This window comes from Enterobacter sp. ECC-175 (assembly GCF_043968675.1).
Taxonomy (GTDB): Bacteria; Pseudomonadota; Gammaproteobacteria; order Enterobacterales; family Enterobacteriaceae; genus Enterobacter.
On sequence record NZ_CP143776.1, the window covers coordinates 2,266,268 to 2,287,975 of the forward strand.

Sequence of the window (21,708 nt, forward strand, 5' to 3'; positions counted from 1 at the left end):
ATAAGGCTCCGTTTCCGGAGCCTTATTAGCACAGCGTTAGCCGATTGTCATCAGGCTGGCGTTCCCGCCCGCCGCCGCGGTGTTGACGCTGAGGGAGCGCTCGACGTACAGGCGCTCCAGCAGCAGGTTGGTCTCGCCGCGGGCGAAGCCCTGCACCGACACAATCGCGCCGCTGCGGGCCGCAACCTGTTCGCACAGTTCGCGAAGCTGGTCGGAGTCCCCGTGGTAGATCACCGCGTCAAACGGCTGGGCAAGCATCGCGTCCGGTTTCGCAAAGTGGATGCGGGCAGAGACGGCTTTCGGCAGCTGTTTTGCCAGATCGCGATGCAGCGCGTCTTCCGGCCACAGCACTTCGCACCCGGTCGCCATAGCCGCGGCCAGCTGAACCAGCGCGTCCTGCTCGTTATCCGCCACGCACAATACGCGCTCGCGCGGCATCAGCGTCCAGGTGTTGCGCTCGCCGGTAGGCCCCGGCAGCAGGCGCTGCGTGCCGGCCTGCGCCAGCTCGCCGTACTGCCGCGCCGCGTCGCGCAGTTCAGGGCGGTTCTCCGCCCAGCCGATCAGCGCTTCAAGCGGCTGCGTCAGCACGGCTTTCACCTGGGCGTCCACCGGGTATTCCGCGTCCTGGCGCGCCAGCGTCACGCCCAGCGCATTTTCCGGACGGTTAGCCAGCAGGCGGTACAGGTACAGCGGACCGCCCGCTTTCGGACCGGTGCCGGACAGGCCTTCGCCGCCGAACGGCTGCACGCCGACGACCGCGCCGACCATGTTGCGGTTCACGTACAGGTTGCCGACCTTGGCGCTGCCGGTCACCTGGGCGATGGTTTCGTCGATACGGGTATGCACGCCGAGCGTCAGGCCATAGCCGGAAGCGTTAATCTGATCGATCAGCTCGCTGAGGTTGTTACGGTTGTAGCGCACCACGTGGAGCACCGGGCCGAAGACCTCCTTTTTCAGCTCGTCGAAGCTCGCCAGCTCAATCAGCGTCGGCGGCACGAAGGTGCCGGTCTGCCACTCGCGGGCGTCTTCGCTATTCTGGCGCACCGCCTGGTAGACCGGACGGCCCTTGGCGCGCATCGCCTGAATGTGGTTGTCGATATTGGCTTTGGCTTCCGCGTCGATCACCGGCCCGATGTCGGTGGTGAGGCGGCCCGGGTTGCCCATCCGGCATTCGCCCATCGCGCCGCGCAGCATTTTCAGCGTGTGGTCGGCCACGTCGTCCTGCAGGCAGAGCACGCGCAGCGCGGAGCAGCGCTGGCCCGCGCTGTCGAACGCCGAGGCCAGCACGTCCACCACCACCTGCTCGGTGAGCGCGGAGGAGTCGACGATCATCGCGTTCATGCCGCCGGTTTCCGCGATGAGCGGGGTAGGACGACCCTGCGCATCCAGACGGGTAGCAATGTTGCGCTGCAGCAGAGAGGCAACTTCGGTCGAGCCGGTAAACATTACGCCGCGTACGCGGTTATCGGAGGTCAGCTTCGCGCCGACCGTTTCACCGCGTCCCGGCAGCAGCTGGACAACGCCCGCAGGCACGCCGGCTTCAAGAAGAATGTTGATCCCCTGGGCGGCAATCAGCGGCGTTTGTTCAGCCGGTTTCGCCAGCACGCTGTTGCCTGCGGCAAGGGCGGCGGCAATCTGGCCGGAGAAGATCGCCAGCGGGAAGTTCCACGGGCTGATACACACCACCGGGCCCAGCGGACGGTGGGTTTCGTTGTCGAAATCATGGCGAACCTGTCCCGCATAGTAGTGCAGGAAATCCACCGCTTCGCGCACTTCGGCGATGGCGTTGCTGAAGGTTTTACCCGCTTCGCGCACCAGAATGCCGATAAGCTGCTGCATCTGATCTTCCATCAGCACCGCGGCGCGCTCCAGAATGGCGGCGCGCTCCTGCGGCGGGGTGGCGAACCAGATAGGCGCGTTGTTCACCGCGCTGTCCAGCGCCTGGTCCACTTCCGCTTCGGTGGCTTCACGCACGTAGCCGACGATGTCCTTTGGCTCCGCCGGGTTGATCACCGGCTGCATGTCGCCGTCGGCGGCGGGCTGCTCAAGGATCGGTTTCGCCTGCCATTTCTGCAGTGCGCTGTTGAGCAGGGCAGAGGAGAGAGAGGCCAGGCGATGCTCGTTGGACAGGTCGAGGCCCGCCGAGTTGACGCGGCCTTCACCGTATAGCTCGCGCGGCAGGGCAATCTTCGGATGCGGCAGGCCGATCTGGCCTTCCTGCGCCGCCATTTTCTCGACGGCCTGCACCGGGTCGGCCACCAGCTCGTCGAGCGGCAGGGTGGTATCGGCGATGCGGTTAACGAAGGAGGTGTTCGCGCCGTTTTCCAGCAGGCGGCGCACCAGGTAGGCCAGCAGCGTTTCGTGGGTGCCCACCGGCGCATAGATACGGCACGGGCGGTTCAGCTTGCCGTCCGCGATTTTTCCCGTGACCTGCTCGTACAGCGGTTCGCCCATGCCGTGCAGGCACTGGAACTCGTACTGGCCCGGATAGTAGTTCTGCCCCGCCAGGGTGTAGATCGCCGCCAGGGTATGGGCGTTGTGGGTGGCGAACTGCGGATAAATCAGGTTCGGCACGCCGAGCAGCTTTTTCGCACAGGCGAGGTAAGAGACGTCGGTGTAGACCTTGCGGGTATAGACCGGATAGCCCTCCAGCCCTTCCATCTGGGCGCGCTTGATCTCGCTGTCCCAGTAGGCGCCTTTCACCAGGCGGATCATCAGGCGACGACGGCTGCGGCTTGCCAGATCAATCAGGTAATCAATGACGAACGGACAGCGCTTCTGGTAGGCCTGGATGACGAAGCCAATCCCGTTCCAGCCCGCCAGCTCCGGCTCGAAGCACAGCTTTTCCAGCAGATCGAGGGAGATTTCCAGGCGGTCGGCCTCTTCGGCATCGATGTTAATGCCGATGTCGTACTGGCGCGCCAGCAGGGTCAGGGACTTCAGGCGCGGGTAGAGCTCTTCCATCACGCGGTCGTACTGCGCGCGGCTGTAGCGCGGGTGCAGGGCGGAAAGCTTGATGGAGATGCCCGGACCTTCATAAATGCCGCGCCCGTTGGAGGCTTTACCGATGGCGTGGATCGCCTGCTGGTAAGAGACCATATACGCCTGCGCGTCGGCGGCGGTCAGCGCCGCTTCGCCCAGCATGTCATAGGAGTAGCGGAAGCCTTTGTCTTCCAGCTTGCGCGCGTTTGCCAGCGCTTCGGCAATGGTTTCGCCGGTCACGAACTGCTCGCCCATCAGGCGCATCGCCATGTCCACGCCTTTGCGGATCAGCGGCTCGCCGCTTTTGCCGATGATGCGGTTCAGGGAGCGGGAGAGGTTGGCCTCGTTGTGGGTGGAGACCAGCTTGCCGGTAAACAGCAGGCCCCAGGTGGCGGCGTTAACGAACAGCGACGGGCTGCGGCCAATGTGGGAATGCCAGTTCCCGTTGCTGATCTTGTCGCGGATCAGCGCGTCGCGGGTGGCTTTGTCCGGAATACGCAGCAGCGCTTCCGCGAGGCACATCAGCGCCACGCCCTCCTGCGAGGAGAGGGAGAACTCCTGCAGCAGGCCCTGCACCATTCCGGCGCGGCCGCTGGCGGTTTTCTGGTTACGCAGCCTGTCGGCCAGCTGATAGGCGAGGTCGTGCGCCTTCGATGCGATGGCGTCCGGCAGGCGAGCCTGCTCCAGCAGCATTGGCACCGCGTCGGTTTCGGCACGGCGGTAGGCCCCGGTGATGGCAGCGCGGCTGACGGACTGCGGCAGGATCTGCTCGGCAAATTCAAGGAACGGCTGGTGGCTTTCCTCCACGGCGGCGGTCGTTTCTTCGCCTTCGTTCGCCGCGCCCGCCAGCAGGGCAGGCAGCTCCGGCAGGTTGTCTTCGCTCTCCAGCCTCTCGAGATAGTTAAAAATCGCCTGCTTGATTAACCAGTGCGGTGTGCGGTCAATGCGGGTCGCTGCGGTTTTAATCCGTTCGCGGGTAGCGTCATCCAGCTTAACCCCCATGGTGGTCATCCCCATGCCAAAACTCCTGTTGTTCTGTAATCGCGTTTTGTAGATGGCATGAAATATCCACCATGTTGCAACTTTGTGCAACCGTGTTAAATGTGACCTGGTTTGCAACCCAGAAAATGAAAGAGTTGTTAACGAATGGTTAGCTGTAAAAAAGCGCTGGCATCTGCATGGGAAGCCTCTTTTTATGCGGGAGTTAACACTTTTAAAAGGTGCAACCCGTAAAAGCGTGAGCGAGTGCAACCTATAGGAAACTCGTATCAAAGCGGGGATGAATTTGATGTAAATGCAGTGTTAAATCGTTTGTCAGCGGGATGCGCATACGGCAGGATAGCGCGCCCAACGGAAACACATACACACATCACTACGTTCCGGTGATGACATAACAAGGCAGCCCGGACGGCTGTCGCTCGATATTTTGGAGAATTTGAATGGCTATTAGCACACCGATGCTGGTGACATTTCTCGTTTATATTTTTGGCATGATCCTGATAGGGTTTTTGGCATGGCGTTCAACAAAGAACTTTGACGACTACATCCTCGGCGGCCGCAGTTTGGGCCCGATGGTGACCGCGCTGTCTGCGGGCGCATCCGATATGAGTGGCTGGCTGCTGATGGGGCTGCCGGGCGCAATTTTCATCTCCGGTATCTCTGAAAGCTGGATTGCAATCGGCCTGACCGTCGGGGCGTGGATCAACTGGAAGCTGGTGGCAGGCCGCCTGCGCGTGCATACCGAGGCCAACAACAACGCCCTGACGCTGCCGGATTACTTCACCGGACGGTTTGAAGATAACAGCCGCATATTGCGTATTATCTCCGCGGTGGTGATCCTGCTGTTCTTCACCATCTACTGTGCTTCCGGCATCGTGGCGGGCGCGCGCCTGTTCGAGAGCACCTTCGGCATGAGCTATGAAACGGCGCTCTGGGCCGGCGCGGCGGCGACCATCCTCTATACCTTCGTGGGCGGATTCCTGGCGGTAAGCTGGACCGATACCGTGCAGGCGAGCCTGATGATCTTCGCCCTGATCCTGACGCCGGTGATTGTAATTTTCACCGTCGGCGGCTTCGGCGAATCGCTGGAAGTGATCAAGCAGAAGAGCATTGAAAACGTCGACATGCTGAAAGGGCTGAACTTCGTGGCCATCGTGTCGCTGATGGGCTGGGGGCTGGGCTACTTCGGCCAGCCGCACATCCTGGCGCGCTTCATGGCGGCGGATTCTCACCACACCATCGTTCACGCGCGCCGCATCAGCATGACGTGGATGATCCTCTGCCTGGCAGGCGCGTGCGCCGTCGGCTTCTTCGGCATCGCCTACTTCAACAACAACCCGGCACAGGCAGGCGCGGTGAACCAGAACGCCGAGCGCGTGTTCATCGAGCTGGCGCAGATCCTGTTCAACCCGTGGGTTGCCGGTATCCTGCTCTCCGCCATTCTGGCGGCGGTAATGTCTACGCTGAGCTGCCAGCTGCTGGTGTGCTCCAGTGCCATCACCGAAGACTTGTACAAAGCGTTCCTGCGCAAAGGCGCGAGCCAGAAAGAGCTGGTGTGGGTCGGGCGCTTTATGGTGCTGGTGGTGGCGTTAATTGCCATTGCGCTGGCGGCCAACCCTAATAACCGCGTTCTGGGCCTGGTGAGCTACGCGTGGGCAGGTTTCGGGGCGGCATTTGGCCCGGTAGTCCTGTTCTCCGTTCTGTGGTCACGTATGACACGCAACGGCGCGCTGGCGGGGATGATCATCGGCGCGGTCACCGTTATCGTCTGGAAGCAGTTCGCGTGGCTGGGCCTGTACGAAATCATCCCGGGCTTTATCTTCGGCAGCATCGGCATCGTGGTGTTCAGCCTGCTGGGCAAAGCACCGTCTGCCGCGATGCAGAAACGCTTTGCGGAAGCGGACGCGCACTACCACTCCGCGCCGCCGTCTAAGCTCCAGGCTGAGTAATTTCCCCCTCACCCTAACCCTCTCCCCGGTGGGGAGAGGGAATAAACCTCTCTTGCTAAATTCTGCAATTTACGTTGATATCGCTGCACTTATAACAATGAGGATAGCGAACAATGACCATCAAAACAGGGCTTATGGCGGCGGCATTATTCTTGCTCGCAGGCTGCAACGCACCAGCGCAGCACGCGGCAATGGAGACCTGCAAAGCGGATAACCAGATGCAGCAGACCACGCTCTATTTCGGCCTCAACCGTCCGGCGGGGGCGCAGATTACCCCCAGCGAGTGGCAGCAGTTTGTTGACCAGGATGTGACCCCGCGCTTTCGCGATGGCCTGACGGTGTTTGAGGCGCGCGGGCAGTGGCTGGGCAACGACGGGAAGGTGGCGCGCGAGCCGAGCAGGGCGCTGATGCTGATCCACGGTAAAGATGCGCAGAGCGAGAAGAACATTGAAGCGCTGCGCGGGATCTATAAATCACGCTTTGCGCAGGAATCGGTGATGCGGGTCGATCAGCCGGTGTGCGTGCAGTTTTAAAATAAAACGGCGGGAAAACCCGCCGTCATTATTTTGTAAGCCGGGTAAACGACGCGCCACCCGGCATGGCGTTACAGCACCAGCCCCGCAAAGCTCGCCGACAGCAGGCTTACCAGCGTGGCCCCGTACACCAGGCGCAGGCCAAAGCGCGACACCACGTTGCCCTGCTGCTCATTCAGACCCTTAATGGCCCCCGCGACGATGCCAATCGAGGCGAAGTTAGCGAACGACACCAGGAAGATGGAGAGGATCCCCAGCCCGCGCGGCGTCATCTGATGGGCGATTTTTTGCAGCTCTATCATCGCCACAAATTCATTCGCCACCAGCTTGGTCGCCATAATACTTCCCGCGTGCAGGGCGTCGCTCAGCGGAATACCAATCAGCCACGCCAGAGGATAAAAGACGTAGCCGAGGATCTGCTGGAAGCTCATGCCGAATACGCTTGAGAAAAGGGCGTTGACGGCGCTAATCAGGGCAATAAAGCCAATCAGCATCGCCAGAATAATCATCGCGACCTTAAAACCGGCCAGAATATATTCGCCGAGCATCTCAAAGAAGCTCTGGGATTCGTGCAGTTTTTCGAGCTTAATCTCCGGCTCCGCTTCCGGACGCACCGGGTTGATCACCGAAAGGATAATAAAGGTGCTGAACATGTTCAGAATAAGCGCCGCAACCACAAATTTGGCGTCCAGCATGGTCATATAGGCCCCGACAATCGACAGCGAAACGGTCGACATTGCCGTGGCGGCCATGGTGAACAGGCGACGCGAGGAGAGATCGCCCAATACCCCTTTGTATGCAATGAAGTTTTCAGACTGGCCGAGGATCAGCGAGCTCACCGCGTTGAAGGATTCCAGCTTGCCCATGCCGTTAAGCTTTGACAGCAGCGTGCCGATGACCCGAATAAATATTGGCAAAATTCGCCAGTGCTGGAGAATACCGATCAGCGCAGAGATGAAAATAATTGGGCAAAGCACGCCGAGGAAAATAAACGCCAGCCCTTTTTCGCCCATTCCGCCGAAGACGAAATTAGTCCCTTCGCCGGCGAATTTAAGCAGCGATTCAAAAAATCCCGACACGTATTTAATAACGAACAGACCGCTTTCCGCATGCAGGAAAAAGAAGGCGAGGGCCATTTCAATAACGATAAGCTGCAAAATATAACGAATGCGGATCTTGCGGCGGTCAAAGCTCACCAGCCAGGCCAGCGCCAGAATAATCACCAGGGCCAGCAGAAAATGGAGGATGTGATACATAATCAGTTTTCGGTTAGTTTTCGAGGCGCTTATTTAGCCACAGCGACAGTTAACCGTAAACGGGCATTTACGTTATAACTTATAAACATAAAAGTAATACCGGAAACCATTATCAGGCGAAGGGTTTACATCTCGTCATTAAAACTCAACACATTTCGCTTGTTTTTCTTCTCACCGTAATGATAATCACTATCACAAGAATTTACCTTTCTTTGCATCACTTGACCGCGATAAACATTTAAGGTGTCCGCATGTTTGTTCCATTTCTCATTATGTTACGTGAAGGCCTAGAAGCGGCCCTGATTGTGAGCCTTATCGCCAGCTACCTGAAGCGAACCCAGCGCGGGCGCTGGATTGGCGTGATGTGGATTGGGGTTTTCCTCGCGGCCGCGCTCTGTCTTGGGCTTGGCATTCTCATCAACGAAACCACGGGCGAGTTCCCGCAGAAAGAGCAGGAGCTATTTGAGGGGATCGTGGCGGTGATTGCGGTCTTTATCCTCACCTGGATGGTGTTCTGGATGCGCAAAGTCTCCCGCAACGTCAAGGTTCAGCTGGAGCAGGCGGTGGATACGGCGCTGCAAAAGGGCAACAACCACGGCTGGGCGCTGATCGTGATGGTCTTTTTCGCCGTCGCGCGTGAAGGGCTGGAGTCGGTCTTCTTCCTGCTGGCCGCCTTCCAGCAGGACGTGGGCATCTGGCCGCCGCTCGGGGCGATGCTCGGGCTGGCGACCGCGGTTGTGCTCGGCTTCCTGCTCTACTGGGGCGGCATTCGTCTTAACCTCGGTGCCTTCTTCAAATGGACCAGCCTGTTCATTCTGCTGGTTGCGGCAGGGCTGGCGGCGGGCGCCGTTCGCGCGTTCCACGAGGCCGGGCTGTGGAATCACTTCCAGGACGTGGCGTTCGACCTCAGCAATATCCTGTCAACGCATTCGCTGACCGGCACGCTGCTGGAAGGGATCTTTGGCTATCAGGAGACGCCGAGCGTCAGCGAAGTCGCGATGTACTTTATCTATCTGGTGCCGGCGCTGGTGCTTTTCGCGATGCCGCCGCGTGCCGGCTCCCAGGCGTCGCGCGTTGCGCCGTAATTCGTTATTTAGTTACAACATACTTTAAAAGGGAAGAGTCATGGCAATTCAGTTCCGTCGTAATGCGTTATGCGCAGGCATTGCCGCGCTGTTCGCTTCTGCCTTCGCCGCCCAGGCAGCAGATATCCCGCAGGTGAAAATTACCGTCAATGATAAGCAGTGTGAGCCGATGACCGTGACGGTCAACAGCGGTAAAACCCAGTTTATTATTCAGAACCACAGCCAGAAAGCGCTGGAGTGGGAGATCCTCAAAGGCGTGATGGTGGTGGAAGAGCGTGAAAACATCGCCCCCGGCTTTAGCCAGAAGATGACCGCCAGCCTGCAGCCGGGCGAGTACGACATGACCTGCGGCCTGCTGACCAACCCGAAAGGCAAGCTGATCGTGAAGGGCGAAGCTACCGCTGATGCGGCCAAAGGCAATGCGCTGATGAGCCTCGGCGATGCCATTACCGCCTATAAAGCCTACGTCACCAAAGAGACGGCGGATCTGGTGGCGAGCACCAAGGCCTTTACCGACGCGGTGAAAGCGGGCGATATCGAAAAAGCGAAATCACTGTTTGCCCCAACGCGCCAGCACTACGAGCGTATCGAGCCGATTGCCGAGCTCTTCTCCGATCTGGACGGCAGCATTGACGCCCGCGAAGATGACTACGAGCAGAAGGCCGCCGATCCGAAATTCACCGGCTTCCACCGTCTGGAAAAAGCGCTGTTTGGCGATAGCTCTACCAAAGGGATGGAGAAATACGCGGAGCAGCTGAACGGCGACGTGCTGGAGCTGCAAAAGCGCATTAGCGAGCTGGCCTTCCCGCCGTCAAAAGTGGTGGGCGGCGCGGCCGGGCTGATTGAGGAAGTGGCCGCGAGCAAAATCAGCGGCGAAGAAGATCGCTACAGCCACACCGACCTGTGGGACTTCCAGGCCAACGTCGACGGCGCGCAGAAAATTGTTAACCTGCTGCGTCCGCAGCTGCAAAAAGAGAACGGCGATCTGCTGGCAAAAGTGGATGCTAACTTCAAAAAGGTCGACGCCATTCTGGCGAAGTACCGCACCAAAGACGGGTTCGAAACCTATGACAAGCTGACCGATGCTGACCGTAACGCGCTGAAAGGCCCGATTACCACGCTGGCGGAAGATCTGGCGCAGCTGCGCGGCGTTCTGGGCCTGGATTAAACACGATGAAAAAGCACGACGAGTACGACGTGGCTGAACCTTCGCGGCGTCGGTTGTTAAAAGGGGTGGGGGCGCTCAGCGGCGCACTCGCCCTGGCGGGAGGTTGCCCGGTGGCGCATGCGGCGAAACCGCAAAGCGCGCCCGGCACGCTGTCGCCCAATGCCCGCATGGAGACGCAGCCTTTCTACGGCGAGCACCAGTCGGGCATTCTCACGCCGCAGCAGGCCTCGATGATGCTGGTGGCGTTCGATTCGCTGGCGAGCGATAAGGCGGATCTCGAACGCCTGTTCCGCCTGCTGACGGCGCGCCTTGCGTTTCTGACCGCCGGTGGCCCGGCACCGGATACGCCGAACCCGCGCCTGCCGCCGATGGACTCCGGTATTCTCGGCCCGTTTATCGCCCCCGATAATCTGACGATTACCGTTTCGGTCGGCGAATCGCTGTTTGACGCGCGCTACGGCCTGGCAAATCAGAAGCCGAAGGCGCTGCAGAAAATGACGCGCTTCCCGAATGACTCACTCGATGCGGCGCTGTGCCATGGCGATCTGCTGCTGCAGATTTGTGCCAACACGCAGGACACGGTGATCCACGCCCTGCGCGACATTATCAAGCACACGCCGGATCTGCTGAGCGTGCGCTGGAAGCGGGAAGGGTTTATCTCGGATCACGCGGCGCGCAGCAAAGGTAAAGAGACGCCGGTTAACCTGCTGGGCTTTAAGGACGGTACCGCCAACCCGGACAGCAGCGATGCCGCTCTGATGAAGAACGTGGTGTGGGTCACTGCCGACCAGGGCGAGCCTGCGTGGGCGGTTGGCGGAAGCTACCAGGCGGTGCGTATTATCCAGTTCCATGTGGAGTTCTGGGACCGCACGCCGCTGAAAGAGCAGCAGACCATTTTTGGCCGCGACAAGCAGAGCGGGGCGCCGCTCGGGATGAAGAATGAGCATGACGTGCCGGACTACGCCAGCGATCCAAACGGCGACGTTATCGCGCTGGACAGCCATATTCGCCTTGCCAACCCGCGCACCAAAGAGACGCAGTCCAGCCTGATGATGCGCCGCGGCTACAGCTACTCACTGGGCGTGACTAACTCCGGCCAGCTCGATATGGGGCTGCTGTTTGTCTGCTATCAGCATGACCTTGAAAAAGGTTTCCTGACCGTGCAGAAGCGCTTAAACGGTGAAGCGCTGGAAGAGTACGTCAAGCCCATCGGTGGCGGCTATTTCTTTGCCCTGCCGGGCGTGCGCGATCGCAACGCGTATCTCGCTCAGGGGCTCATAGAAGCCTGATAGTTGTCCCTGCGACAGTTCGCAGGGACATTATTTTTTTCTATGACTAACGCACTGTTATATTACTGTAATATTTGTATATGAGACTGAATCCGCTGCAGGCGCAGTCTTAAAAGTTGCGCCCAGGTAAAATAAATGTTGCATTTGTGATAATTGGTGATGTACTTACTATAAGACAGCGGTAGTTCCCGGCAGTGATGCTGTATCACTATGGAGATCGCGAATGGTTGCGTCCTGTACTGGACAAGGTAAACATAACAACCGCAACACCCGGCGCGGAGGCTCAGACTCCGGCAGCGATTTCTTCACCCCCACATTCTCCTCATCTCTTCAAAAACGCATTGTACCGACGTGCAAAACAGTGCGCGTAGCTGTGTTGTATCGTCATCCGGAAAGGCAAGCAATGGCTTACAAGGAAGCCAACCCTCAGATGTTCGTGCGCATAATCGTGCCGATGCCGGCGCGTGTGATGAATACCAACAACTCAAGGTGCTATCCATGGGAAGACAAAAAGCAGTGATCAAAGCTCGTCGCGAAGCAAAACGCGTGCTGAGACGGGATTCACGCAGCCATAAACAGCGTGAAGAAGAATCGGTCACCTCGCTTGTGCAGATGAGTGGCGTTGAATCAATTGGCATGGCGCGGGATAGCCGTGATGCTTCTCCAATTGTGGCCCGCAATGAGGCTCAGGCGCACTACCTGAATGTTATCGAGAGTAAACAGCTTATCTTTGCAACCGGTGAAGCCGGATGCGGGAAAACCTGGATCAGCGCGGCCAAAGCGGCGGAAGCGCTGATTCATAAGGACGTGGAGCGCATTATTGTTACCCGTCCGGTACTGCAAGCGGATGAAGATCTCGGCTTCTTGCCCGGCGATATCTCGGAGAAGTTTGCCCCGTACTTCCGGCCCGTCTATGACGTGCTGGTGAAGCGGCTGGGCGCATCCTTTATGCAGTACTGCCTGCGGCCGGAGATTGGCAAGGTGGAAATCGCGCCGTTCGCCTATATGCGCGGACGTACATTTGAAAATGCGGTCGTCATTCTTGACGAGGCTCAGAACGTGACCGCTGCGCAGATGAAGATGTTTTTAACGCGCCTCGGGGAGAACGTGACGGTCATCGTCAATGGCGATATTACCCAGTGTGACCTGCCTTCCGGCGTGAAATCCGGGCTGAGCGACGCCATGTCGCGTTTCGAAGAAGATGAAATGATCGGGGTGGTGCGCTTTACCAAAGAGGACTGCGTGCGTTCGGCACTGTGCCAGCGCACGCTGCAAGCGTACTACTGAATTAGCCGTTGTGTTCAAGGCCCGGGCAACCGGGCTTTGTTTTTTGTGCGGGGTTTGATGTCGGGTGGCGCTGCGCTTGCCCGACCTGCGGGGCCGGTGCGGTTTTCCCAGAGGGTTAGAGGTGAGATGTAACGTTTTCCCTCTCCCTTGGGGCTGAGGAATCCCCAGAAAAATGAAAAGCACGATGAAGTGTGATCTACTGATTGCGCCAACAAAACAGAAGAGACCTCATCGTGCCTTTACATACAGTCTGCCAGAGATTTTTCTCCTCGTCTTTATCCGGTATTCATTCCTTCCGGATTAATGTCCTTGTTTCCATGGCTGTCGCCCTTACACACGGTGCCAGTCTGACCCTGACCAGCCTTGGCCGTAACCTTCCCGGCAGGGCGCATGTCAAAAACAAAATTAAACGTGTCGATCGCGCCCTGGGCAATTCTGCCCTTCATCGCGATATTCCCCGTATCCAGCATATGCTCACCCATGCCATCACGTCCCTGATGCCCTTTTGTGTTATCGCCGTCGACTGGACCGGCTGGCATGACAGGAACTGGCATCTTCTGCGGGCCAGTCTGGTCTGTAACGGGCGCTCACTTCCGCTTATGAGCGAGCTCGTTCCCGCGGAGCGGGCTCAGAACAGCGACGTCCAGTGCCGCTTCCTCGAGCGTCTCCATGATGCCATCCCGAAAGATAAATCCGTCACCGTCATTACCGACGCGGGCTTCAGGACGGACTGGTTCCGTCATGTCGCTCACCTGGGCTGGACCTTCACTGGCCGGGTCAGGGGCTGCATCAGCTTCCGGCTGGAGGGCGAGAGAAAATGGATGAAAATCAGCGAGCTGCAGGCCAGTCAGACGCCGAAATATGTAGGTTACGGCGTTCTGTCCCGTAAACCGCGCACGCCCTGTTACGGAAGGTTTTATCTGCATAAACGTCCCGGAGCGGGACGTCATGGTAAGGGAGGGATGCCGAAAACACAGCGGGAACACCGCAGCAGCGCGCAGGAGCCGTGGCTGCTGTTCAGTAATGCGCAGGAACTGGAGCCCTGCCAGATAATGGAGCTGTACAGCCGCAGAATGCAGATAGAGCAAAACTTCCGGGACGACAAAAGCCCCCGGTTCGGGTTCGGCCTGAGGCTAAGCCGGAGTCAGGGGAAAGGACGGCTGGAAGTACTGAATATGGTCGCGGCGATGGCGAGCCTGGTGATGTGGCTGGCGGGCTACAGGGCGGAAAAGCAGCGGCTGCACTGGCACTATCAGGCAAGCAGCATCCGGTGCAGGCGGGTTCTGTCTTACCTGAGGCTGGCAGAGGAAGTGATCAGGCATGCTCCCCGGAAAGTGCGGCGGCTCAATATGGGTAACGAGCTGAAAAATCTCGGAAAAGAGTACAGTAATATGGTCATGGAGGTATGACCATATTACTGGGGATCCCTCAGCCCTTGGGGAGAGGGTTAGGGTGAGGGGCCCAGACCGCACAAGGGTAAAGTGCAATATGCGAAAAAAAAGCCCGCATTTTCATGCGAGCTCTTCTTTAAATATGGCGGTGAGGGGGGGATTCGAACCCCCGATACGTTGCCGTATACACACTTTCCAGGCGTGCTCCTTCAGCCACTCGGACACCTCACCATATTGTTTGCTGCCTGACCGCTTGGGGGGCAACGGGGCGCTACTATAGGGAGTTGCGCTAAAGCGGTCAAGCAGATTTTCTGGTTTAGTGCCCGTTCGGTTAAGCAATAGTCAGCTCCACGGTTTTTACGCCGCGGAGCGGGGGATTAACGCTGGGAATCGAGCGCTTCGCTGTTCTTAACCACTTCCTGCGCCTTGCTGTAGCTTTCGATCAGCAACTGGTAGGCAGGGAAGATATGGGTGTACACCTCAGCCCATTCTGCCGCATCCGCACGATTCCAGGTGCGCTGGATCTCGGAGGCAACCGCCGCCGTATCCATCGGCACAACGCCCGCCTGGACTACCCGCGCCAGCGTAATTTCCTGCGCCATCTTGCTGTAGGTGCCGGAAGCATCGATAACCGCGAAGACCTTATAGCCGTCCGCCACCGCGCTGATGGACGGAAACGCCATGCATACGCTGGTGATGGTGCCCGCGATAATCAGCGTTTTACGTCCTGTCGCTTTAACCGCCGCAACAAACTCCGGGTTATCCCAGGCGTTGATCTCGCCCTTGCGCGCCACGTACTGCGCATGCGGCGCGTTGGCGTGGATCTCCGGAATAAGCGGTCCGTTGGGGCCCTGCGGCACGGACGCTGTGGTAATCACCGGAATTTCGGCAAGCGTAGCGATTTTTGCCAGCGCCGCCGCACGGGCGCGCAGCTCCGGCATCGGCATGTCGCCGACGGTCTGGAACAGACCGCTCTGGTGATCGATAAGCAGCATCACCGCGTCATTCACGTCAATCACGGGACGTGCGCCGTTGAAGTTAGCAGGGGTAGACATGGTTCTCTCCTTTATTTATCAGATCTGGCCGAAGCGGCCGGAGTTGAAATCGCGAATGGCTTCGGCGATTTCGGTTTTACTGTTCATCACAAACGGGCCGTAACCTACAATCGGCTCGTTTAGCGGCTCGCCCGCCATCAGCAGCACTTTGGCGTCGCTGCTGGCTTCCAGATGCAGCCTGTCGCCGTCCTGGCTCAGAACGACCAGCTGCGCTTCACCTGCCTGTGCGGTGCCGTTTACCGTCACGCTGCCTTCGAGCACCACCAGCGCAGTGCTCCAGCCGTCAGGCTGTTCAAGCGTGATATGGCTTCCCTGACGCAGCGCAATGTCCCAGACGTTCAGCGGTGAAAAGGTATGCGCCGGGCCAGCGGCGTCGCCATAGCGCCCCGCAATCACCCTCAGCGAGCCGCTGTTGTCAGGCAGCGCTACTACCGGGATTTGGCTTTTGGTGATGCTCTGATAGCCCGGCGCCGCCATCTTGTCTTTGGCCGGCAGGTTGACCCACAGCTGGATCATTTTTAGCTCGCCGCCTTTTTGCGAAAACGCGCTGGAGTGGAACTCCTCGTGCAAAATGCCCGCGCCCGCCGTCATCCACTGCACGTCGCCCGGGCCGATGACGCCGCCCCTGCCGGTAGAATCGCGATGTTCAACCTCACCGGAATAGACGATGGTGACCGTTTCAAAGCCGCGGTGCGGATGCTCGCCCACGCCGCGCTTGACGCCATCCGCCGGAAAGGTATGCGGGCCCGCGTAGTCCAGCAGCAGGAACGGGCTGAGCGGTTCGCCGTGGGTTTGATAAGAAAACATCGAACGAACCGGGAAACCATCGCCAACCCAGTGTGGACGGGGCGCGGTATAAACACCTGTCACGTTTTTCATGATGAGCTCCTGATGTTTTGTTGATGTAATTAGCTTATATTCAGCATTAATGTTCCGGTAGAGTGTGAAAATGACATTCACTGTTCCAAAAATAGAACGATGAGGGGCTATGCAGGATCTCAATGATTTTGTTTGGTTTGTGAAGGTGGTGGATCACGGCGGATTTGCGGCGGCCGGTCGGGCGTTGGATAAGCCTAAGTCGAAGCTCAGCCGCCGCATCGCCCAGCTTGAGGAGCGCCTGGGCGTGCGGCTAATCCAGCGCACAACCCGGCAGTTTACGGTGACGGAGGTGGGGCACACGTTCTATCAGCACTGCAAAGCGATGCTGGTTGAAGCGGAGGCCGCCGAAGAGGCCGTTGCGGCACTTCAGGCCGAGCCGCGCGGTATCGTGCGGATCACCTGTCCGGTAACGCTGCTGCACGTGCACGTGGGGCCGATGCTGGCGCGGTTTATGGTGCGCTATCCGGGAATTAACCTTCAGCTTGAGGCCACCAACCGGCGCGTGGATCTGGTTGGAGAGGGGGTCGACGTGGCGATCCGCGTGCGCCCGCGTCCGTTTGACGATAGCGATCTGGTATTAAGGGTGCTCGCTGACAGGGGACACTGCCTGGTGGCCGGACCGACGCTGATTGAACGAATGGGCAAGCCTTTCGCGCCTTCTGAGCTGAGTGAGTGGCCAGGCCTCAGCATGGGGGCGAGTAAGCAGGTGCATAAGTGGGACTTATGCGGTCCGGAAGGGGCAAAAGCGGAGATACACTATACGCCGCGCTTTATTACATCCGACATGCTCGCCCTGCGGGAAGCCGCTGCAGCAGGCGTGGGCGTGGTGCAGCTGCCGATACTGATGGTTAAAGATCAGCTTGCATCGGGTGAGCTCGTTCGGGTGCTTGAACAGTGGGAGCCACGGCGGGAGGTGATTCATGCGGTATATCCGTCGCGTCGCGGGCTGCTGCCGTCCGTCAGAACGCTGGTGGATTTTCTCACCGAAGAGTATGCGCGGATGGTGGAGGAATAAGGGGACAACGGATCTCAACCGCATTTTTTGCAACCCCGAAGCCTGGCACCTTAATTTTGGCTTAAGCTATTTCTCAAATAATAACGCCTCTTTTTAAAGGGGATATTTAATGAAGAAATTACTGATTTCACTGGTGATGATGGCGGCATGCGCCGGAACGGCGATGGCGCAGCCTGTTACGGTCGATGTTCCCAGCGGCTACAAGGTCGTGGTTGTTCCTTCTTCAGAAACGGTCACGGGCGCAATTTCTACTGCCGTACCTCAAGCCGCGTATGTCGCACCTGCCGCGGCTCCGGCGCCGGTTTATCATCCACGCGCCCGGCATATTGCCAGCGTTGCCGAGGGAATGGTGATTGAACATCAGCATGATGATCATCACTAGGTCGAACACCTTTTTGATGTCAGGTGGCGCTACGCCACCTGGCATAAAGAGCGCAGGGAGTATCAGGTTCTCATCCCCCGCAGACGTGCGACATGCGAAAAAAAAAGCCCGCATTTTCATGCGAGCTCTTCTTTAAATATGGCGGTGAGGGGGGGATTGACTCGCTGCGCTCACCCTACGGGCAGCCTGTTCGCGTTGCTCTCAGTCTGTCCAACGGGCTGACGCCCGTTGTCGAACCCCGGTCGGGGCTTCTCATCCCCCCTCTCGGAGAACATAAACGAAAAAAGCCCGTACTTTCGTACGAGCTCTTATCTTAAAGATGGCGGTGAGGGGGGGATTCGAACCCCCGATACGTTGCCGTATACACACTTTCCAGGCGTGCTCCTTCAGCCACTCGGACACCTCACCATATTGTCATCCCGTTGTTGCTGGGACGGGCGCTAATGTAAGGAAAAGCCGAAGCGCCGTCAACTCACTTTTTCAGTAAATCAGCGCATTTAGACAAACTTCAAACAACCTGATTCCTAAATGTGCTGAAAGCGCTTTTTTTATCAGCAACCGGTTCGCCCATAATTTTGGTATGCTGGCAATCCAGTTGAAAATGAAAACAAAACAGCGCAATAAAAGGCAGGAATGACTATGGATATTCTCTTCTATCACCCCACTTTTGATACGGCTTACTGGATTAAGGCGCTTTCAGCTGCGCTACCTGGCGCTCGCGTGCGCGAATGGAAGCAGGGCGACAATGAACATGCCGACTATGCGCTGGTCTGGCATCCTCCCGTCGAGATGCTGCAGGGCCGAAAGCTAAAGGCCGTTTTTGCTCTCGGCGCGGGCGTTGACTCTATTCTCAGCAAGCTGAAGGCGCACCCCGAAATGCTGCCCGAAAATATCCCCCTGTTCCGCCTGGAAGATACCGGCATGGGCGAGCAAATGCAGGAGTACGCCGTAAGCCAGGTCTTGCACTGGTTCCGACGCTTTGACGATTATCAGGCGCTTAAGCTGCAGTCCCGCTGGGAGCCGCTGCCGGATTATCAGCGTGAAGATTTTACGATTGGCATCCTCGGCGCGGGCGTGCTGGGATCGAAAGTGGCGCAGGCGCTTGCTCCGTGGGGGTTCCCGCTGCGCTGCTGGAGCCGCAGCCGTAAAGATTATCCCGGCGTAGAAAGCTTTGCGGGAGCGGATGAACTCCCGGCGTTCCTCAAAGGCACCCGCGTGTTAATTAATTTGCTGCCCAATACGGCGGAGACGGTGGGGATTATTAACGCTCAGCTTCTTAACCAGCTTGCTGACCAAAGCTACGTCATGAACCTTGCGCGCGGCGTACATCTGGTTGAGGAGGATTTACTGCAGGCGCTGGACGCTGGCAGGCTTAAGGGCGCCATGCTGGACGTATACGGCAAAGAGCCGCTGCCTGCCGACAGCCCGCTCTGGACGCACCCGCGCGTGGCGATGACGCCGCACGTGGCGGCCGTGACGCGCCCGGCGGAAGCCGTGGCGTATATCTCGCGCACCATCAGCGGGATCGAGAAGGGCAGCGCGGTGACCGGGCAGGTCGACAGGCAGCGCGGCTACTGAGAGAAACCCGGCGTTTGCCGGGTTTTTGCTAATATTCGCCGCTGATTACTGCTATCCTTTGAAAAAAATCACGAGGAGAGGAAGATGTATCCCGTTGACCTGCATATGCACACCGTCGCCAGCACCCACGCGTACAGCACCCTTCATGACTACATCGCGCAGGCTAAACGCAAGGGCATTACGCTCTTTGCCATAACCGATCACGGTCCCGACATGGCGGATGCGCCGCACTACTGGCATTTTGTGAATATGCGCGTCTGGCCGCGTCTCGTTGACGGCGTCGGTATTCTGCGCGGCATTGAGGCGAACATCAAAAACACCGACGGTGAAATTGACTGTACCGGCCCGATGCTGACCTCGCTCGATCTGATTATCGCCGGTTTCCACGAGCCCGTGTTTGCCCCGCAGGATCGGGAAACGAACACGAAGGCGATGATCGCGACCATCGCCAGCGGCAATGTTCACATCATTAGCCATCCTGGAAACCCGAAATTCCCCATCGATATTCAGGCGGTTGCCGAAGCGGCAGCCAAACATCGCGTGGCGCTTGAAATTAACAACTCCTCCTTTACCCACTCGCGCATCGGCAGCGAGGCGAACTGCCGCGCGGTGGCGGCTGCCGTTCGCGATGCCGGCGGTATGGTGGCGCTGGGCTCGGATTCGCACACCGCCTTCACGCTGGGCGATTTTGGCGAATGCCGAAAGGTGCTGGACGACGTGGGGTTCCCGGAGGAGAAGATTTTAAACGTCACGCCGCGCCGGATGCTCGATTTTCTTGAATCACGCGGCATGACGCCGATTGATGAATTTGCCGACCTTTAATTGTGTAATGGAATAATAAAATGAATGAGTTTTCCATCCTCTGCCGCGTGCTGGGTACGCTTTACTATCGTCAGCCGCAGGACCCGCTGCTGGTTCCGCTCTTTACCCTGATCCGCGAAGGGAAGCTGGCGCAGAACTGGCCGCTGGAGCAGGATGATTTGCTGGAAAGGCTGAAAAAGAGCTGTGATATGCAGCAGATTGCAACGGATTACAACGCCTTGTTCGTGGGCGAAGAGTGTCGCGTATCGCCATACCGCTCCGCCTGGCAGGAAGGCGCCACGGAAGCTGAAGTGCGCGCATTTCTCTCCGAACGCGGGATGCCGCTGACGGATGCTCCGGCCGATCATATCGGCACGCTGCTGCTGGCGGCTTCCTGGATTGAAGACAACTCGGGAGACGATGAAAATGCAGCTATCGAAACCCTGTTCGAAGAGTACCTGCTGCCGTGGTGCGGGACTTTCCTCGGCAAAGTGGAAGCCCATGCGACCTCGCCATTCTGGAGAACGCTGGCCCCCCTGACGCGCGATGCGATAGCGGCCATGTGGGACGAGCTGGAAGAAGAGAACGAAGAGTGATTTAAGTCACAAAATTCCTGCAACGATACATTTCATCGTTCATAAATTGTGCTTCACATCTCATTTCTATGGCGCGCTTCTGCTAAGATGCGCGCCATGAACATACTACTTTGCATTGCACTCACGACGGGCGTTCTCTCCGGGCTTTGGGGATGGGTGGCTGTCTCGCTGGGATTATTAAGCTGGGCCGGTTTTCTCGGCTGCACGGCCTACTTCGCCTGTCCTCAGGGCGGCATCAGGGGTTTCTTTATTTCAGGCTGCACGCTGATGAGCGGGGTGATCTGGGCGCTGGTGATTATGAAAGGCAGCGCGCTGGCTCCGCATCTTGAGATCCTGGGATACGCGATGACCGGCGTGGTTGCCTTTTTAATGTGTATTCAGGCAAAACACCTTCTGCTCTCATTCGTGCCGGGAACCTTTATCGGGGCGTGCGCCACCTTTGCGGGGCAGGGCGACTGGAAGCAGGTTGTCCCTTCGCTGGCGCTGGGGCTGGTATTTGGCTATGCCATGAAAAACAGCGGACTCTGGCTGGCCGCACGCCGTGAGAAAGCGGGAACCACCACGACGGTGAGTGAATAAAAAAAGGCGAGAATATTCTCGCCTTTTTTCTGCGCGCGTTCCGTCAGGACTCCGGCGGCACCGACATTTCGCGGTACTTCACCAGCACCTCATTCTTCACGTCACTCTTATTCTGCAGATCCCAGAGCCCGCGATCGATACCGTCGTTAATCAGGAAAATAACCCCCGTTTCGATGGCGGACATCAGGCACAGCATCACCGGTTCGTTAGAGGTATACCCGATTTCACCCTCCAGCAGGCGCTGGTAGTCGATGAAGCGGAACACGCCCGCCTGCACCTCGTAAGAGAGGATGGTTTTGCTGGTATTCACCGAGGACAAAATTTCACCCGTGCTGACGTTGACCACCCGCAGGTTCACAGCAATCTGATCGAGCTGATACTGCGTATCCGCGCCGATACCGAAGTAGCGGGCACCCGCACCACCGGACTTCACGTTGCTTTCGTAGCCGATGATAGAACCTTCCACCATAATATTGGCCGCGGTGAGGGACTGGAGCGGCGTGCGGTTATTCACCCCAACCGTACCATTCTCCTGAGCGGCGCGAATGATTTTTCGCTCGTTCAGCAGGTTTTGCAGGCCCTGGCGTTCCAGAGGGATAAACCAGCGCGAATCCTTCAGCGCGGTGACCAGCATTGCGGTGGCGCTTTGCGGTACGGCGGTCGAGAAGTTGCTTGCCGGGTAGGGTTTAAACTGTCCCGTCTCGTCCTGGATGTTATACACCGAGACGAATATCTTCCCGGTAGGTATCGGCAGATGGGTTAAATCACGGTAGCTTTGTGCCCGAGGCATTAACGTTGGCTTAGCGGCTTCTTTGGGAGGAGCGGTTAAACAACCGCTCAATAAGCACACTGCAACAAGAATCAATAAGCGCTGCATGATGATT

The 21,708-nt window shown here is 58.2% G+C and carries 20 protein-coding genes and 2 tRNA genes; 14 read left to right on the forward strand and 8 right to left on the reverse strand.

The window, feature by feature from the left end:
• Nucleotides 1-36: 36 nt before the first annotated feature.
• Entirely contained in the window at nucleotides 37-3,999 is a 3,963-nt protein-coding gene (putA, locus tag V1599_RS10635; RefSeq protein WP_395301531.1) for a trifunctional transcriptional regulator/proline dehydrogenase/L-glutamate gamma-semialdehyde dehydrogenase, read from the reverse strand.
• Nucleotides 4,000-4,421: 422 nt separating this feature from the next.
• Between putA and putP the strand changes: the two genes are divergently transcribed.
• Nucleotides 4,422-5,930, forward strand: coding sequence for a sodium/proline symporter PutP (gene putP, locus V1599_RS10640; RefSeq protein WP_297115448.1), 1,509 nt, complete (start codon nucleotides 4,422-4,424; stop codon nucleotides 5,928-5,930).
• Nucleotides 5,931-6,043: 113 nt separating this feature from the next.
• Nucleotides 6,044-6,463 carry a DUF3574 domain-containing protein gene (locus tag V1599_RS10645; RefSeq protein WP_395301532.1) on the forward strand — a complete coding sequence of 140 codons (420 nt, stop codon included), beginning with the start codon at nucleotides 6,044-6,046 and terminating at the stop codon, nucleotides 6,461-6,463.
• Nucleotides 6,464-6,534: 71 nt separating this feature from the next.
• Here the strand turns inward: V1599_RS10645 and V1599_RS10650 are convergent, their stop codons facing one another.
• Complete coding sequence (locus V1599_RS10650; protein WP_112009290.1) at nucleotides 6,535-7,719, reverse strand: NupC/NupG family nucleoside CNT transporter; 1,185 nt, start codon at nucleotides 7,717-7,719, stop codon at nucleotides 6,535-6,537.
• A 251-nt stretch (nucleotides 7,720-7,970) separates the two neighbouring features.
• Between V1599_RS10650 and efeU the strand changes: the two genes are divergently transcribed.
• The 5 genes from efeU (at nucleotide 7,971) to phoH (ending at nucleotide 12,548) form a co-directional block, all read left to right on the forward strand.
• Nucleotides 7,971-8,804 carry an iron uptake transporter permease EfeU gene (gene efeU, locus V1599_RS10655; RefSeq protein WP_395301533.1) on the forward strand — a complete coding sequence of 278 codons (834 nt, stop codon included), beginning with the start codon at nucleotides 7,971-7,973 and terminating at the stop codon, nucleotides 8,802-8,804.
• A 40-nt stretch (nucleotides 8,805-8,844) separates the two neighbouring features.
• A complete protein-coding gene (gene efeO, locus V1599_RS10660; RefSeq protein WP_395301534.1) occupies nucleotides 8,845-9,972 on the forward strand; it encodes an iron uptake system protein EfeO in 1,128 nt (375 codons plus the stop codon).
• A 5-nt stretch (nucleotides 9,973-9,977) separates the two neighbouring features.
• Complete coding sequence (gene efeB / locus V1599_RS10665) at nucleotides 9,978-11,261, forward strand: iron uptake transporter deferrochelatase/peroxidase subunit (RefSeq protein WP_395301535.1); 1,284 nt, start codon at nucleotides 9,978-9,980, stop codon at nucleotides 11,259-11,261.
• A gap of 223 nt (nucleotides 11,262-11,484) precedes the next feature.
• On the forward strand, nucleotides 11,485-11,781 hold the full coding sequence (locus V1599_RS10670; RefSeq protein WP_395301536.1) for a hypothetical protein: 297 nt from the start codon (nucleotides 11,485-11,487) through the stop codon (nucleotides 11,779-11,781).
• Nucleotides 11,760-12,548: a phosphate starvation-inducible protein PhoH gene (gene phoH, locus V1599_RS10675; RefSeq protein ID WP_395301537.1), complete on the forward strand. Its 789-nt coding sequence runs from the start codon at nucleotides 11,760-11,762 to the stop codon at nucleotides 12,546-12,548. Before V1599_RS10670 ends, phoH begins: the two co-directional genes overlap by 22 nt.
• 275 nt (nucleotides 12,549-12,823) lie before the next feature.
• Here the strand turns inward: phoH and V1599_RS10680 are convergent, their stop codons facing one another.
• Nucleotides 12,824-13,030, reverse strand: coding sequence for a hypothetical protein (locus tag V1599_RS10680; RefSeq protein ID WP_395301605.1), 207 nt, complete (start codon nucleotides 13,028-13,030; stop codon nucleotides 12,824-12,826).
• Between V1599_RS10680 and V1599_RS10685 the strand changes: the two genes are divergently transcribed.
• Nucleotides 12,953-13,957 (forward strand): IS4 family transposase, encoded by a 1,005-nt coding sequence (locus tag V1599_RS10685; RefSeq protein WP_395301557.1) that lies wholly within the window; start codon nucleotides 12,953-12,955, stop codon nucleotides 13,955-13,957. The two genes, V1599_RS10680 and V1599_RS10685, sit on opposite strands and share 78 nt — an antisense overlap.
• A 125-nt stretch (nucleotides 13,958-14,082) precedes the next feature.
• On the opposite strand, the gene V1599_RS10690 is transcribed toward V1599_RS10685, so the two are convergent.
• From V1599_RS10690 to V1599_RS10700, 3 genes are all read right to left on the reverse strand, one after another.
• A tRNA-Ser gene (locus tag V1599_RS10690) sits at nucleotides 14,083-14,170 on the reverse strand.
• Between the two features lie 146 nt (nucleotides 14,171-14,316).
• A complete protein-coding gene (locus V1599_RS10695; RefSeq protein WP_112009296.1) occupies nucleotides 14,317-14,994 on the reverse strand; it encodes an isochorismatase family protein in 678 nt (225 codons plus the stop codon).
• Nucleotides 14,995-15,012: 18 nt separating this feature from the next.
• Nucleotides 15,013-15,873, reverse strand: coding sequence for a pirin family protein (locus V1599_RS10700; protein ID WP_112009297.1), 861 nt, complete (start codon nucleotides 15,871-15,873; stop codon nucleotides 15,013-15,015).
• 109 nt (nucleotides 15,874-15,982) lie between these two features.
• Here V1599_RS10700 and V1599_RS10705 point away from each other — a divergent pair, with 109 nt between their 5' ends.
• Nucleotides 15,983-16,888 (forward strand): LysR family transcriptional regulator, encoded by a 906-nt coding sequence (locus tag V1599_RS10705; RefSeq protein ID WP_395301538.1) that lies wholly within the window; start codon nucleotides 15,983-15,985, stop codon nucleotides 16,886-16,888.
• Between the two features lie 109 nt (nucleotides 16,889-16,997).
• Nucleotides 16,998-17,270 (forward strand): hypothetical protein, encoded by a 273-nt coding sequence (locus tag V1599_RS10710; protein ID WP_112009299.1) that lies wholly within the window; start codon nucleotides 16,998-17,000, stop codon nucleotides 17,268-17,270.
• A gap of 320 nt (nucleotides 17,271-17,590) precedes the next feature.
• On the opposite strand, the gene V1599_RS10715 is transcribed toward V1599_RS10710, so the two are convergent.
• A tRNA-Ser gene (locus tag V1599_RS10715) sits at nucleotides 17,591-17,678 on the reverse strand.
• Nucleotides 17,679-17,909: 231 nt separating this feature from the next.
• Between V1599_RS10715 and ghrA the strand changes: the two genes are divergently transcribed.
• The 4 genes from ghrA (at nucleotide 17,910) to V1599_RS10735 (ending at nucleotide 20,824) form a co-directional block, all read left to right on the forward strand.
• Entirely contained in the window at nucleotides 17,910-18,848 is a 939-nt protein-coding gene (gene ghrA, locus V1599_RS10720) for a glyoxylate/hydroxypyruvate reductase GhrA (RefSeq protein ID WP_395301539.1), read from the forward strand.
• 84 nt (nucleotides 18,849-18,932) lie between these two features.
• A complete protein-coding gene (locus V1599_RS10725; RefSeq protein ID WP_112009301.1) occupies nucleotides 18,933-19,670 on the forward strand; it encodes a phosphatase in 738 nt (245 codons plus the stop codon).
• Nucleotides 19,671-19,690: 20 nt separating this feature from the next.
• Nucleotides 19,691-20,245 (forward strand): molecular chaperone, encoded by a 555-nt coding sequence (locus V1599_RS10730; protein ID WP_395301540.1) that lies wholly within the window; start codon nucleotides 19,691-19,693, stop codon nucleotides 20,243-20,245.
• Nucleotides 20,246-20,341: 96 nt separating this feature from the next.
• Nucleotides 20,342-20,824, forward strand: coding sequence for a DUF1097 domain-containing protein (locus V1599_RS10735; protein WP_395301541.1), 483 nt, complete (start codon nucleotides 20,342-20,344; stop codon nucleotides 20,822-20,824).
• Nucleotides 20,825-20,867: 43 nt separating this feature from the next.
• Here the strand turns inward: V1599_RS10735 and csgG are convergent, their stop codons facing one another.
• The gene (gene csgG / locus V1599_RS10740) at nucleotides 20,868-21,701 is read right to left on the reverse strand and encodes a curli production assembly/transport protein CsgG (protein ID WP_297118088.1); all 834 of its coding nucleotides are present in this window, start codon (nucleotides 21,699-21,701) and stop codon (nucleotides 20,868-20,870) included.
• Between the last annotated feature and the right edge of the window lie 7 nt (nucleotides 21,702-21,708).